Annotated in this window: 11 protein-coding genes; 7 read left to right on the plus strand and 4 right to left on the minus strand. The window is 37.8% G+C overall.

Features of this window, described 5'->3' with window-relative positions; genetic code table 11:
* Nucleotides 1–13 precede the first annotated feature (13 nt).
* The 3 genes from D9O48_RS02630 to D9O48_RS02640 are packed head-to-tail and all read right to left on the minus strand — an operon-like array spanning nucleotide 14 to nucleotide 3,138.
* Nucleotides 14–1,081 (minus strand): efflux RND transporter periplasmic adaptor subunit, encoded by a 1,068-nt coding sequence (locus tag D9O48_RS02630; RefSeq protein WP_126970294.1) that lies wholly within the window; start codon nucleotides 1,079–1,081, stop codon nucleotides 14–16.
* A gap of 7 nt (nucleotides 1,082–1,088) precedes the next feature.
* Complete coding sequence (locus D9O48_RS02635; RefSeq protein ID WP_199750480.1) at nucleotides 1,089–2,477, minus strand: TolC family protein; 1,389 nt, start codon at nucleotides 2,475–2,477, stop codon at nucleotides 1,089–1,091.
* A gap of 19 nt (nucleotides 2,478–2,496) precedes the next feature.
* Nucleotides 2,497–3,138, minus strand: coding sequence for a TetR/AcrR family transcriptional regulator (locus tag D9O48_RS02640; RefSeq protein WP_126970296.1), 642 nt, complete (start codon nucleotides 3,136–3,138; stop codon nucleotides 2,497–2,499).
* A gap of 279 nt (nucleotides 3,139–3,417) precedes the next feature.
* On the opposite strand from D9O48_RS02640, the gene D9O48_RS02645 reads away from it, so the two are divergent.
* Nucleotides 3,418–4,020 carry a TetR/AcrR family transcriptional regulator gene (locus D9O48_RS02645; protein WP_126970298.1) on the plus strand — a complete coding sequence of 201 codons (603 nt, stop codon included), beginning with the start codon at nucleotides 3,418–3,420 and terminating at the stop codon, nucleotides 4,018–4,020.
* Nucleotides 4,021–4,061: 41 nt separating this feature from the next.
* Nucleotides 4,062–4,547: a lipocalin family protein gene (locus tag D9O48_RS02650; RefSeq protein ID WP_158624793.1), complete on the plus strand. Its 486-nt coding sequence runs from the start codon at nucleotides 4,062–4,064 to the stop codon at nucleotides 4,545–4,547.
* Nucleotides 4,548–4,593: 46 nt separating this feature from the next.
* Here D9O48_RS02650 and D9O48_RS02655 read toward each other — a convergent pair whose 3' ends face one another.
* On the minus strand, nucleotides 4,594–5,178 hold the full coding sequence (locus D9O48_RS02655) for an RNA polymerase sigma factor (protein WP_126970303.1): 585 nt from the start codon (nucleotides 5,176–5,178) through the stop codon (nucleotides 4,594–4,596).
* A 129-nt stretch (nucleotides 5,179–5,307) separates the two neighbouring features.
* Between D9O48_RS02655 and D9O48_RS02660 the strand changes: the two genes are divergently transcribed.
* From D9O48_RS02660 to D9O48_RS02680, 5 genes are all read left to right on the plus strand, one after another.
* Nucleotides 5,308–6,435 (plus strand): FecR family protein, encoded by a 1,128-nt coding sequence (locus tag D9O48_RS02660; protein WP_126970305.1) that lies wholly within the window; start codon nucleotides 5,308–5,310, stop codon nucleotides 6,433–6,435.
* Between the two features lie 35 nt (nucleotides 6,436–6,470).
* Entirely contained in the window at nucleotides 6,471–9,929 is a 3,459-nt protein-coding gene (locus tag D9O48_RS02665; protein WP_126970307.1) for a SusC/RagA family TonB-linked outer membrane protein, read from the plus strand.
* Between the two features lie 20 nt (nucleotides 9,930–9,949).
* The gene (locus D9O48_RS02670; protein WP_126970309.1) at nucleotides 9,950–11,488 is read left to right on the plus strand and encodes a RagB/SusD family nutrient uptake outer membrane protein; all 1,539 of its coding nucleotides are present in this window, start codon (nucleotides 9,950–9,952) and stop codon (nucleotides 11,486–11,488) included.
* A gap of 114 nt (nucleotides 11,489–11,602) precedes the next feature.
* Nucleotides 11,603–12,571 carry a hypothetical protein gene (locus D9O48_RS02675; RefSeq protein WP_126970311.1) on the plus strand — a complete coding sequence of 323 codons (969 nt, stop codon included), beginning with the start codon at nucleotides 11,603–11,605 and terminating at the stop codon, nucleotides 12,569–12,571.
* Between the two features lie 91 nt (nucleotides 12,572–12,662).
* Complete coding sequence (locus D9O48_RS02680; RefSeq protein WP_158624794.1) at nucleotides 12,663–13,799, plus strand: M14 family metallopeptidase; 1,137 nt, start codon at nucleotides 12,663–12,665, stop codon at nucleotides 13,797–13,799.
* Nucleotides 13,800–13,944: the final 145 nt, after the last annotated feature.

Consider the following 13,944-nt stretch of genomic DNA (forward strand, 5'->3'; position numbering starts at 1 on the left):
TTAAAAGTTTAGCTTATTGAATACTTTGTACTTTCGATCCGTCTATGATATTAATCTGACCACTCGTGATTACTTCATCACCTTCTGCTAATCCGTCGATTACTTCCACAAAGTCTCCAAAGTTTCTACCGGCAACAACTTTTTTCTGACGGGCAATACCGTTTTCAATAGTGAAAATCAGTCCGTTTTTAGTGCTACCTACGAATGCAGTTCTTGGAACCATCAATACGTTTGTAACTTTTCCTTCAGCGAAATGTGCTGTTCCGTACATACCGGCTTTCAGTAAGTTATTTGTATTATTGGTTACTGTAATTTCTATAGGGAAATTCAATGCTTCTGTTGCTTTCGGAGCAATAAAGCTGATTGTTCCGTCAAATGTCTGATTAGGATAAACACTTGCAGTAATTTTTACTTTTTTACCTACAGATAATGAAGCTACCTGCGATTCGTCTACTGTAACTTTTAATTTTAACTGAGAAGTATTCACAATTTCAAATAAAGCAGTACCTGGAGATACCACAGAACCCGGTTCAATTAATCTTTTGTTGACGATACCATCGATACTTGCTTTAATATAAGTATCATTCACACTGATTTTTGCAGTTTCCAATCTTGCTTTAGCGTTTTCTAATTGCTGCTTCATCTGATCTACCTGCTGTTTGGTAACACCGCCGGTTTTGTAGGCGTTTTCAAAACGTTCTACTTCATTTAAAGCAACATTATAATTAACCTCTGCGTTTTGCAAATCAACACTTAACTGATCAACTCGGATGGTAGCTAAGGTTTGTCCTTTTTTTACATAAGCACCTTCTTTTACATATACATTCACGATTCTACCTGCTTTTTCTGCAGAGAAATTTAATTCTTGCGAAGATGCAAATACACCGTTTGATTGCATTGTTGAAGACGGAGCATCTTTCATAGCTTTTGCCGATTTAACAGCAATAAAAGCTACCGGTTCATTTACAATAGCTGTTTGAGCCGCTGATTCTTCTTTATGTTTTGTAAGCACAAATCCAATCGCTACAACGCAACCTGCTATTAATAAAAGATATAATAATATTTTACCAAACTTTCCCATTGTATAATTATTTATAAAGTGATTTTAAGTTTCCTTGAGCTTTTAATAGTGCTATTTCAGCAAGTTTATAATTGAGTAATGCGTTTGAATATTGATTTTGCGCATTGGTTAATGAACTTTCAGATTCCAGCAGGTCTGTTAACGGTGCTAATCCCTGATTGTAGTTATTCAAAGTATTTTCATATACTTCCTGTGCTAACTCAACATTCTCTTTTTGCATGTTCAGTGTGATAATGCTATTCTCGATCTGAGTTTTCGCATTCAGGAAGTTCAGTTTAAGTGAATTCTCTGTATTGGTCATATCCACTCTTAGCTTTCTTAAATCTACATCTGCCTGACGGATCTTTGATCTGTTATAAAAACCACTGAAAATCGGTACGCGCAGATTTAAACCTATCGTAGAATAACCGAAGTAGTTCACCCCATCGCTAGGCGTTTTAAACCATGGGAAAGTATTACCTAAACCACCGTAACCAAAGTTGGCTGACATGGAAAGTGTTGGATAATTACTTGCTTTAGCTGCTTCTTTATTTAAAACAAGCAGATGTTCCTGCTTTTGTAAAGCTCTGAAGTCTGTTAAAGTTTTTACGTTTGGAATAACATCCGTCAGCTCTAATTGCGGTTTGATTCTTTCCAGCTCGTTTGCTTCAAATGAAACGGGCGTTTCTACATTCATACCGATATAAAACTTCAGTAAATTCTCCTGTAATTGAATACCGTTTAATAATTGCTGACGTTGTGAATAAAGATTAGACAGGTTAACCTTTGTTCTGTCTAAATCTATTTTTTTCGCTAAACCTGATTTATACAAACCTTCAATCACTTCTTTTACTTTTTCTGTAGTAGCGATGGTAGAGTCGGTAGAAGCCATTTGTTGTCTTTGTACCAACACCTGAAAATATGAAGTAGCTACCTGTTCAATTAACTGTTCTTCAGTTAATGTATTGAGTAGCCTGTAATATTCTCTGGTAGTTTGAGCTGCTTTTAAACCTGTGAAAACTGAAACATCGAAAATGTTTTGTGTGAGGTTAAGAGAAGCTCCTGTATTCCATTTCTGACCAAAAGCAACTAATAATGTTGTTCCTGGTTGACCAATCAACTCGCCTGGTAAGGCACTTTTTTGTAACAAAGGATTGTAAGCAAGTGTGCCACTGGCTGTTAATTGTGGTAACGCCTGAGAACGTGCTTCTGCGATTTTGTTTTCTCCTGTTTCTATTTCCATTCTGGATTTTCTAACGCTTGCCTGGTGTTCCATGGCATGCTGCAGAGCGTACGGGAGCGTCATGTTCACTACAGAATCAGTGTTTTGCGCTGATAAGTAACCTGTAGATCCCACCGCTAAGCATAACATCCATGCCGTTTTACAATTCCTGAAAAACTTCTTAAGCTTTGTCATTTTATTTTGGTGGTTTATTCTAAATATTAATCAGTTGACTGTTACTGTGTTTCGATTCAAACAAATCATGAAGAATTTCATTCGTCTGATCATTTGCTTCTTTGCTGATGATACCTTGTATAAAAAGGTTTAAACACTGCCAGTATACTTCATCTTTACTGTAATCATTAATCAGTTCAGAAGCATACTCGAAATCATTCACCAGGTGTTTTTTCCATAAATCCATCAGCATTGCAGGATGGAGATTACCTCTTACCAAACCTTCGGTAATTCCTTTTTCCAGTAACTGTCGCATGCGTTGATAAGATGAGCGGTCAAGCGAATCGTTGAATATTTTCCACTGCGTAGGGAAATGTGCTTGTAAATCGTGGTAAAATGCGGGGTTTACATCTTTGCCCAGATAGAATAAAACATGTACCAGGCCTATTACTTCACGGATGGTATCTCCCTTATAAACATCTACTGAACTTTCTAATCTGGCCTCATGTTCTTCAATCATTATTTCTACAACCCGTTCTACCAGAAATTCTTTGGTGGGATAATACTTGTAAATGGTTTTCTTTGAAATGCCCAATTTACTTGCCAGATCACTCATTCTATAGTTCACTATCCCCTCTGAGGTAAATAGGTAATGTGCGGTTTTTAAAATTAGTATTTCCATTTTCGACCAAATCTTAATTTCGGTCAAAAGTAGTTCAGGGGTTTCAAATTGTATATTTTGGAGTTGTAAAAAAATGTTAAGAAGCTTTTTTGTGAAGTTTTCATGACATTCTAAAACATTGACAATTGTTAGTTTATTTGTATTTAACTAGATGATTATCAGTATTTATTAATGAAAAAAAACATTGGAAACTCTTTTTCTTATATTGGTTTCTTTTTCTGTTTTAGTATATAGTTTTTTTTAAGTTTTATCTTTGCATTATAAACCAGTTGACTAAATATGTCGAATTGTCAAAGATTTTTGGATCCGATCAGGAATGAAATTGTGAATGCCGCAATGGATTTGATGGCCCGGTTTGGCTACCGCAAAACCACTATGGACGATATTGCCAAAAAAGTCGGCAAGTCGAAGAGTTCACTTTATTATTATTATAAAACGAAGGAAGAAATATTTGAGGTTGCACTTCAGTTAGATACTGAAGAACAAATCGATGCCTTAAAAGAGGTCATCGCAGCCGGAAATACGGTGGAAGAGAAGTTTCACGGTGTTGTAACTTCGTTGATGCGCAAAATTATCACCCATACCAAAAGTTTTCCTCACCTAAAACAGGATTTTATTGAGAATCCATTGTTTTTCATTGAAATGTCGAGAAAAAAAGAAAAACAACTGGAAGTCATTCTCAAAGATCTGCTAATTTTGGGCATCTCCACCGGAGAAGTGGAGCTTATGTCGGCAGCAGAGATGGATATGTGGTCGAAATCGGTCATTTCTTCCTTGCAGGCAGTGGGGGCAAAGTTGTTTTTTGCAGAAGATTTTGAGCCTACGGAAGATAATCTCAGATTTTTCACCCGCACACTTTTCAGAGGAATTGCCAAAATGTAATGGTATATTCTTTGCATTTCGTTTCTTATAATATATACTATATGAAAATAAAGTCTTATCCATTATTCGCCGTATTGACTTTTTGCCTGTTGGCGCTGGCTTGTAGCCCATCAAAAGTTTCAAGTGTAGGCGGAACAGCAGTGAATATCAGAGGCAGCTGGAATGTTACCGATGTACGTGTTACCGGTACTGATTTAAAAAACCTGAAAATTACTGCTTTTGATGAAGGTGATTATTCCTGCTTTAAAGGAAGTGTATGGACTTTGCAACCTTCTGGTAATGGATCTTACTCTATTAATAATGAAGCTTGCGGATCTAAATTGCAAAGTATTTTCTGGAGTGTGGATACTAAAAAAGGAGCGGAATATTTCAGATTTAAAAAACTAAGTGAAGGTGAAAAGCCTAATAGGGTGGTAGACGGTTATGAACTGGAAATTCAGAATATTGATGAAAATTCAATGGTGTTATCGTCTCCTGTAGCTTTTGAGGGTAAAACAATTTATATCAATTACTATTTATCAAGATAAGCTCTTGTTATTATAACTGAAAACGCTTCCCGACGGGAAGCGTTTTTTATTGCGATAATAGAGACAATACTATAAATGAAAAGGTAATATTTTTCAGATTCTTCCGAATGTGTTGCAATGCCATCGTTATTTGATTTTCTACAGTTCTTTTTGAGATACCCAGTTGTTCCGCTATTTCTTCGTTTTTAAAACCTTCCTTTCTGCTTAGCCTGAAAATTTCCTGGCATCTCGTGGGTAAATCGCTTAATTGAAGATCCAGCCAGCTTTCAAGGTCTTGCCCGATCAATTTATGCTCACCGGCATTATTGTCATCTTCATGACTTCTTTCTATAGTAGTAGAGTAAACTACTTTAACGCTTTTCAATTTTTTTATCTCCTTATAAATATGATATCTCGCAGCTGTTTTGAGGTATTGACCCACAAATTCAATAGAAAGTGTTTTTCTTTTGATCCAGATATTCGTAAAAATATCCTGAACAACAGAAACGCATGCATCCTGATCGTTTAGATAACTGTAGGCTGTGGTATATAATGTGTCCCAATAGCGATCAAAGAGAAGGTTGAAGGCTTTAAGGCTACCGCATGTAATTTCCTCCCAAATTTCTTGGTCGGTAGATTCTTTGTTCAACATTGAAATCAGTTCAGTTGTGAAAAATATTTATTTCTAGTTGAACTTCTAGAATAAGGTAAAAAAAATCTGGTTTTGAATGTGTGTGTCGATTTTTATAAGGCTCTATAAATATAGAACAAATTTTTGAAAATGACGCGCGAAGAATTTTTAAGGCTTTATGAGAAATACTTGAGCGGCGAATGTTCAGAAGAAGAACAGCAGAAATTATTCATGTATGAAGATGATTTCGAGCTGAATTTGAAGCCTTGGAATGACCCGTTAATGGGTGAGAAAGAAGTGGTAAAGTGGAAAATCTTTCAAGGTATTGCCGCAAAAATTCCATCAAAAAGCAGCACCATATGGAAGATAGCAGTAGCTGCAGTACTGGTGATAGGTTTGGGATTATCTCTTTTTCTTTATGAAAAGCAACCGGTTACCACAGATGTTCTGGCTACTAATGCTGCAACAGTAGTGAATGATGTTTTGCCCGGATCTGATAAAGCAATCCTGATACTCGCTGACGGAAGCACTGTTAGTCTTGACTCTTCCAGCAAAGGTTTTCAGATCGATCAACTGGCTACCAAGATTGTCAATAATGAGGGCGGATTAGTATATGAATCCAGTGAAGATGCTGCAGTTGTTTACAATGCAGTATCAACTCCAAAAGGCGGGCAATACAGAGTTACCTTGTCGGATGGTACAAAGGTGTGGTTGAATGCCGGTTCTTATTTAAGATACCCTACGAATTTTAAGAAAGGTGAACGTGAAGTTGAGTTAAAAGGGGAGGGCTATTTTGAAGTGAAATCCGATGTGACCAGTCCTTTTATCGTAAATGTTCAAAGCGAACACACGAATCACACTTCAGTAGTGGTTACCGGAACAAGGTTTAATATCAATGCTTACGAAAATGAACAGGTACAGGCGATTACTTTATTAGAAGGCAAATTGTCTGTAAATTCTGATAAGGGAAATTCAATCGTTCAGCCAGGGCAAATGTTGCGTGTTACTAATAGTAATATGAAAATCATTAAAGCTGACATTGATGAAGTAGTAGCATGGATTGAAAACAGGTTCCAGTTCAATGATGAAAAGCTGACTTCTATACTAAGACAAATCGAACGCTGGTATGATGTAGAAGTAGTATATGATAATATACCGGATCAAAGATATTTTGGAATTATATCCCGTGATGTTCCGTTGTCACAGGTAATAAAAATGTTAGAATTATCAAGTAATGTAAAATTTGAAATAAAAGATAAAAAACTTCTAGTGAACTAATAAGGCAAAAAATCTGGGAACCAAAACAACCAACTATGATGAAGCAAATTGACTCCAACTCTTTTTTGACGTTGATGCGAAAGAGAGTGCCCCATCTTATTAGCCGTAGGATGGTAAAAAACGGCTCCAGGAAAATTCTGGTAGCTTTTACGGCTTTATTTTTTCAGATGAATGTGTTTGCATATTCTCAAAATGTAAGTATCTCTCTGAAAAATGCTCCTGTTGAAAAAGTATTAAAGGCAATTAACCAACAAACAGGATTTTCCTTTCTTTATAATGCAGAGTTATTAAAGAAAACATCTCCCATTAGTATTGATGTAAAAAATACTCCTTTAAAGGAAGTGTTAGCTCAGTGTTTTAATGAGCAAAAAATTTCTTTTGTTGTTGATAATAATACGATTGTATTAAAAACAGAAAAAGAAGTTAAAGAAGAAACCCGTAAAACTGAATATGTTCAACAACAGTTTGTTGAAGGTGTTGTTGTAGATGAAAAAGGTTCACCATTACAAGGTGTTACTGTAAGTGTTGTAGAAAAAGCTGAAGTAATGACAGTAACAGATGCAAATGGTAAGTTCAGAATTCTTTTTCCTACAGAAGGTAAAACTCTCTCTTTTAGTTACGTTGGATATCTTGCCGAAACACTTAAAATCGGTCAGAATAGAAATGTAAAAGTTACACTGTCGCCAGAATCCGACGACCTGGATCTGGTAGTGGTGGCATACGGTTCTAAAAAGAAGGAAGAGTTAACAACTTCGGTTGCAAAAATTTCTTCGAAGGATTTTGAAAAACGACCTATTTCTAATATCTCTGACGCAATTGCAGGTGCTGCTCCCGGTGTTCAATCAAACTCCGGTAATGGGTCTCCCGGTAGCGGATCTACCATCCGTATCCGTGGATTTGGCTCTATCAGTGGCGATAATGCACCTTTGTATATATTAGATGGAGTTCCTTATTCCGGTGTTCTGAATAACATTAGTCCTGATGATATCGAATCTATGTCTATCTTAAAAGACGCTGCCTCTACTTCTCTTTACGGAGCAAGAGGAGCAAATGGTATCATTGTAATTACTACGAAAAAAGGTATCAAGAATAAAACTCGTGTAGATATTAAAGCTGTTCAAGGTTTCTCAACCCGTGGTTTGAGCTTGTATGACAGAACAGACGCTTATCAATATTATCCTTTACTATGGGAAAGTTTACGTAATAGTTTTGTGGATAATGGTATGGTATTAAATGATGCCAACCAGAAAGCTTCTGATGAAATTTATTCAAATCTGGTTTCAAATCCTTTTGGCGTTCCGAATAACCAAATCGTACTTCCTGACGGAACAATCAATCCGGCAGCAAGAGTTCGTCACGCTGATGATATGAACTGGAGAGAAGCTGTTACTCAAATGGGCTTAAGAAATGATTACAACGTTTCTATTTATGGAGGAACCGATAAATCAGACTTCTTTACATCACTGGGCTACTTAAAAGAAAGAGGTTATACTTTAAAGTCTGACTTTGAAAGAGCTAATGCCCGTGTTAAATTAAACAGCCAGGTTACCAAATGGTTTAAAGTAGGTGCTAATATCGCAGCTAATTATACCAGTTCACAAGAGTCTATTGAAAACAGTGGTTTAAATGAAAATCCTTTTTATGTAGATTTATTGATGGGACCTATCTATTATGTACACGAACATGATCCTGTTACCGGTGATTACATCTTAGACAGAAACGGACAGCGCGTGATTGATATCGGTGATTACAGACCGATTATGACTTCAAGAAATATTCTTGCAGAAACTCAATACAATCTTAATAAGCTTTCGAGAAACGTATTGAACTCAAGATTCTACGGTACCATTAATTTTACAAAAGATATCAAGTTCACTACGAACATTGCCTTTGATGTAAACAACTATCAGATGATCGTATTTGATAGTCCTAACATCGGAGATGCTATGGGAAGAGGTAGAACTTATGACACGCGGAGTACGTCAAAATACGTAACCATTAACCAACTCCTTAACTACGACAAAACTTTTGATAAACACTCTGTTGGTTTCTTATTAGGACATGAATATTATCAGTATCAATACGATTATATCCGTGGACGTAAAGAAATTCAAACGGTTGACGGTTCAATGCAATTAGATAACTTCTCTTCTGTAATTGATATCTTAGGTTATCAGGATAATTACAAACTGGAGTCTTATTTCGGTAGAGCTGAATATGATTATGATAAAAAATACTTCTTATCCGGAGCTTTCAGAAATGACATTTCTTCTAAATTCCATCCTGATAACAGATCGAGCTGGTTTGTGTCTGCATCTGCTGCATGGCAGGTAAGTAACGAAGAGTGGTTTAATGTTCCTGCTTTCGACCACTTGAAAGTGAGAGCCAGCTGGGGACAAGTAGGTTCTGATGACGCAATGGGCTTATATGCTTACCAGTCATTGTACAATTTCGGTAATGCTTATAATTATGGTTCAGAAGCCGGTTTAAGAATGCAGTCTACTGTAGGAAACCCGAACATCCGCTGGGAAACTACCGTAAACTCTGATATCGCTATTGAATTCGGATTGTTAAAAAGCCGTATTAATGGTGAAATCGAATTCTTCCACAGACGTACCAATGACCTCTTGTTCGCAAGACCAACACCTGGTTCTTCCGGTAATAGTTCTTTCAACGATAATATCGGAGCAATGCTGAACAGAGGATTCGAAATCTCTTTGAATGCTGATGTTATCCGTAATAAACACTTTAAGTGGAACCTCGCAGTAAATGCAACTACTTATAAAAATATTATTAAAGAATTACCACAGGAAGAAATTGTAAGCGGTACTAAAAAATATTCAGTAGGAGTTTCAAGATACGAGTTCTGGTTACGTGACTGGTACGGTGTAGATCCGGATAATGGAACAGGGTTGTATTATGCAAACGGAATGACATCAAACGCTTTTGTAAATGGTAAAGGTGATACTGTTACTGCAGTTGCGGCCGAAGCTAAATATAATTATTTCGGTTCTGTAATTCCTGATGTATATGGCGGTATTACCAATACATTTACTTACAAGAATTTCACGCTGACTACCTTATTCACTTATCAGATCGGTGGTAAAGTGTTCGATAACGATTATCAGTCAATAATGCATGATGGTACATTCGGCAGAGCATTACACGCCGATGCGGCAAACCGCTGGCAAAAACCTGGTGATGTAACAGATGTGCCAAGAAGAACATTGAGTAATGTAATGTATGATAGTGACCGTTTCCTTATCTCAGGTTCATACATTACCATGCGCTCAGCCTCTTTAACGTATGAATTGCCTAAAAGCTTTATGAATAGAATTGCAGCTACTTCAGGTAGAATATATGTGAGCGGAGAAAATCTTTTCATTAAAGCAGCACGTAAAGGTTTAAATCCTACTCAGGTTTACACCGGTGCTCCTTCTTATACTTATGCTCCGGCCAGAACTATTTCAGTAGGTGTGAATGTATCATTTTAATAAAAGCAATTGAAAAAATTATGAAACGTATATATTTCTTTTTTGCAGTTGCTATCATTACATTGGCAACAGCATGTTCTAAAGAGAAGATGAATACCTTTCCTACCGATCAGGTTTCTGAAGGGATTGTATTCACCAGTTTAGCAAACATTGAAAAAGCACTAAACGGTGCTTACAGAGCAACTTATAATCAGTTTACCAATCAGCATAGAGACGGTCATGGTGCCGTAATGATTTTAATGGACGCAATGGGCGAAGATTATGTTCGCTCAAGAACCGGATACACTTACCACCGTGGTGCTTATCGCTGGGAAGATCATAGAAACCCAAGCTCGGCAAACGTTGTTGGTTTTGTATGGGACTTCTATTATCTCATCGTTGGTAATCTTAATAAAATACTTGATAACATCGATGAAGTAGAAGGTGACCCGGCAAGAAAGGCAAGAATTAAAGCCGAAGCTTTAACATTAAGAGCATGGGCTCATCACTACCTGATTCAGTTGTATGCAAAACGTTATCAGGAAGGTGGTAATAATACCCAGCCTGGTATTCCGATCAATCTTACTCACTCAATTACCAGTACCGGAAGAGGAACAGTAGAAGCCGCTTATCAGGCAATCAACGACGATTTAGATCAGGCCATCTCTATTTTTGGCGGAGCAATTGCGCGCACGCTTAAAACACATATCAATATCAGCGTAGCTCAAGGTGTAAAAGCACGTGTATTATTAACGCAGCACAGATATTCTGAAGCTGCCCTGATGGCGAAAGCTGCACGTGAATCGTTTGCCAGCGAAACGAATGCAGGCGAAGCAATCATGAGCGAAAATGATTATTTCGCTGGTTTTTCTAACCTGAGTAATGTTGAATGGATGTGGGGTGTTCAACAGTTAGAACAACAAGTTCCTACTTATGGCGGTTTCTTCCGTTACATGAGTTCTAATATTAATTCAGGGTTTACCCGTACCAATCCGAAATCAATGAATTCTGTTTTATGGCAATCCATTTCTCCTACTGACTATAGAAGAAAATTATGGTGGGATGGAACAACGGCCGACAGAGTGAATTTCCCGGGTGTAATTAATGCCGAAACCGGTAACCCGGTATCAGGACAAACTTTTGTTGCTTATCAACATAAAAAATATGTAACAGCTGATTACAGATTTGCCGCAGGTGATATTCCTTTTATGAGAACATCTGAAATGTACCTCATAGAAGCAGAAGGATATGCACGCTCTGAGCAGTACGGATTAGCACAACAAACACTGTTTACCCTGATCAGTAAGAGAGACCCGGATTATGTTTTATCAACTAATACCGGAGCTGCACTGATCAATGAAGTAATGCATCACCGCCGTGTGGAACTTTGGGGTGAAGGGTTCCGCTTCCTCGATCTTAAACGTACGAATAGCGACCTGGATCGTAGAAATGCAAATCACACATCTACATTGGCAAATGTATTGTTTATGGCAGCAGGTGCAAATGAATGGACCTGGATGCTTCCTATCAGTGAGTTGAATGATAATCCGAATCTGACTTTACAAGATCAAAACCCATAACTCCCAGATACACGAACACGAAAGGGCGGCGTTTCGGCGTCGCCTTTTTATTTATTCGCAATTAGCTTTTTTGTTACTATTTATATTAACCATTAACCTTAAAATTTTCATTCTATGAACAGGAAACAAAAAGTCTCTTTGGTTATTCTATTTACAGGAGTTGCGCTGTATGCCTGCTCAAAAAAAGTACAGGATATTGTTACTTTGCAGGTAGATGAACCGGAAGAATCTGTAATGTCTTCTGCATACACAGATTCTTATACACCCGGTACTACTTTATATGGAGATAAAAACTTTGTTCAATTTACCGTAGGAGATTCTAATACCGCAATGATCGTTACCGCCGGCCATGGTGGTACTTTGCGCCCCGCTTTTATTCCAGACCGTACGCAGGGTGAAACCGCAGCAGATTTAAATACTGCTGACCTGGCCCGCAGAATCGCAGATTCTATTAAAAACAGAATTGGTGTTCGCCCGCACGTAATCATCAATAACCTGCATCGTATTAAACTGGATCCTAATCGCCCGGAAGACGAATTATATCTTACGCACGATTCCGCAAAAGTTGCATACGACCAATACCATGAATTTATTTTTATCGCTCGCCGGATGGTTACCGAAAGAATCGGTAAGGGTTTATTGCTGGATGTTCACGGACACGCTCATGCGATTGACAGAACGGAGCTTGGATATCTGACTACCAGAACACAGATCAACGCTACTGATGTTTCTCTGAATACACGTGGTGCTCAGTCAAGTATCAAAAATATCTGGAACGGTTCAACCTTTACCTATTCAGAGTTATTGCGCGGGTCAAAAGCTTTTGGTACTTTAATGGAAAATGAAGGTATGGCAGCTGTTCCCAGCCAGCAGGATCCGTCACCCGGTACTGCCGCTTATTTTAACGGAGGTTACACAACGCTGGTACATGGTTCTAAAGACAGTGGTACTATCTCAGCTATTCAGCTTGAGTTTCCACGTCCGTCTGTTCGTGAATCAACCACTACCCGTGCTGCCGCTGCGAGTAAGCTGGCCAATGTGGTGAGAGACTTTTTAGCCGAACATTATAATTTCACCTATTAATAATCAGTTCAGGATGTTTAAGAATTTATTGGTTAGAGCGATTTACTTTTTGGCTATCGTTACGTCTTTAGCTGGATGTACATCCTCAAAAATGAGTACAAATACCGGAGATTTATCATCCGTTAAAGTTAGCTTTCAGCAAAAGAAAGACTATTTTAACAGCGATCAATCTGTGAAAATATCTAATCGCTTTGACGGTGCCCGGGTTGATGATCTGAAAGTGATCAACGACTCTACTTTCGCCATTGTTGTCAAAGCAGAAAATACACCTGTTAATCCCAGCCCCTGGTATGCTTTTCAGATAACCAGTAAAAAAGAACGCAATCTCTATTTTCAGTTAGAATATGAGAATGTTAAACATCGTTATCTGCCAAAGTATAGCCGTGATCTTAAAACATGGTTGTCTGTAGATACAGTTTATACGAACGAACAAAAATCAGTAGCCAGTTTCTCAATGAAAGTTGATAAAGGAACTACTACCGTTTCTGCGCAGGAATTAATGACGAGTAAAGACAATCAAAAATGGGTAAAAGATATTGCCAGACTTCCGAATGTTGAGCAGTTTGTAATCGGCCATAGTTTAATGGGTAAACCATTATATGCGCTGAGAAATACCAACGCAACTTCTAAAAAAATTGTCTTTGTTATTTCACGTCAGCATCCGCCCGAAGTAACAGGCTACCTGGCTATGCAGGCTTTTGTGGAAAGAGTTTTAGGCTCTTCAGCCGCTGCTAAAAACTTTCAGCAAAATTTTGAATTGGTAGTTGTACCCATGATGAATCCGGACGGGGTAGATAATGGTCACTGGCGGCATAGTGTCGGAGGAGTGGATTTAAACCGTGACTGGAAAGGTTTTGTTCAACCCGAAACAAAAGCTATTCGCGATTATGTGGCTACCAGAACGGAACAGGGAAACAAAGTATTGTTTTTTCTGGATTTCCATTCTACCTGGTATGATGTATTTTATGTAAATAAAGAAAACCCTGGCTCCCTTATTCCCGGTTTTGTTACAAAATGGCTACAAGGAATGGAAGAAGGACGTGATGGTTATAAAGCCAGAATTGAACCTTCCGGAAACGAAGGGGTTGTTTCAAAAGCATGGTTTAGCCGGGAACATCAGGCAGAAGCTGTTACTTATGAAGTCGGAGACCTTACTCCCAGAAACTATATATCCACTATTGGAATTTTAGCAGCTGACCAGATGATAAAACTGCTGTTAGAGAAATAAAAATATCGTTGTGTGATTTTTTGGTTTATCCACTTCGTTATTACCCCCTTTCTGAAAGCGGTTTTTACAGAAAGGGGGATTTTTATTGCCCGAAATATGGCTGCCAATACCTTTTGCGGCCATTAAAATCAGATTAATTTAAATT

The organism is Gynurincola endophyticus, from assembly GCF_003991195.1.
GTDB lineage: Bacteria > Bacteroidota > Bacteroidia > Chitinophagales > Chitinophagaceae > Gynurincola > Gynurincola endophyticus.

Bases quoted from the DNA above. Each gene is read 5' to 3' on its own strand.
- D9O48_RS02635 (WP_199750480.1), bottom strand. From the start codon at position 2,477: ATGACAAAGCTTAAGAAGTTTTTCAGGAATTGTAAAACGGCATGGATG.
- D9O48_RS02650 (WP_158624793.1), top strand. From the start codon at position 4,062: ATGAAAATAAAGTCTTATCCATTATTCGCCGTATTGACTTTTTGCCTG.
- D9O48_RS02655 (WP_126970303.1), bottom strand. From the start codon at position 5,178: ATGTTGAACAAAGAATCTACCGACCAAGAAATTTGGGAGGAAATTACA.
- D9O48_RS02675 (WP_126970311.1), top strand. From the start codon at position 11,603: ATGAACAGGAAACAAAAAGTCTCTTTGGTTATTCTATTTACAGGAGTT.
- D9O48_RS02665 (WP_126970307.1), top strand. From the start codon at position 6,471: ATGATGAAGCAAATTGACTCCAACTCTTTTTTGACGTTGATGCGAAAG.
- D9O48_RS02670 (WP_126970309.1), top strand. From the start codon at position 9,950: ATGAAACGTATATATTTCTTTTTTGCAGTTGCTATCATTACATTGGCA.
- D9O48_RS02680 (WP_158624794.1), top strand. From the start codon at position 12,663: ATGAGTACAAATACCGGAGATTTATCATCCGTTAAAGTTAGCTTTCAG.
- D9O48_RS02630 (WP_126970294.1), bottom strand. From the start codon at position 1,081: ATGGGAAAGTTTGGTAAAATATTATTATATCTTTTATTAATAGCAGGT.
- D9O48_RS02640 (WP_126970296.1), bottom strand. From the start codon at position 3,138: ATGGAAATACTAATTTTAAAAACCGCACATTACCTATTTACCTCAGAG.
- D9O48_RS02660 (WP_126970305.1), top strand. From the start codon at position 5,308: ATGACGCGCGAAGAATTTTTAAGGCTTTATGAGAAATACTTGAGCGGC.
- D9O48_RS02645 (WP_126970298.1), top strand. From the start codon at position 3,418: ATGTCGAATTGTCAAAGATTTTTGGATCCGATCAGGAATGAAATTGTG.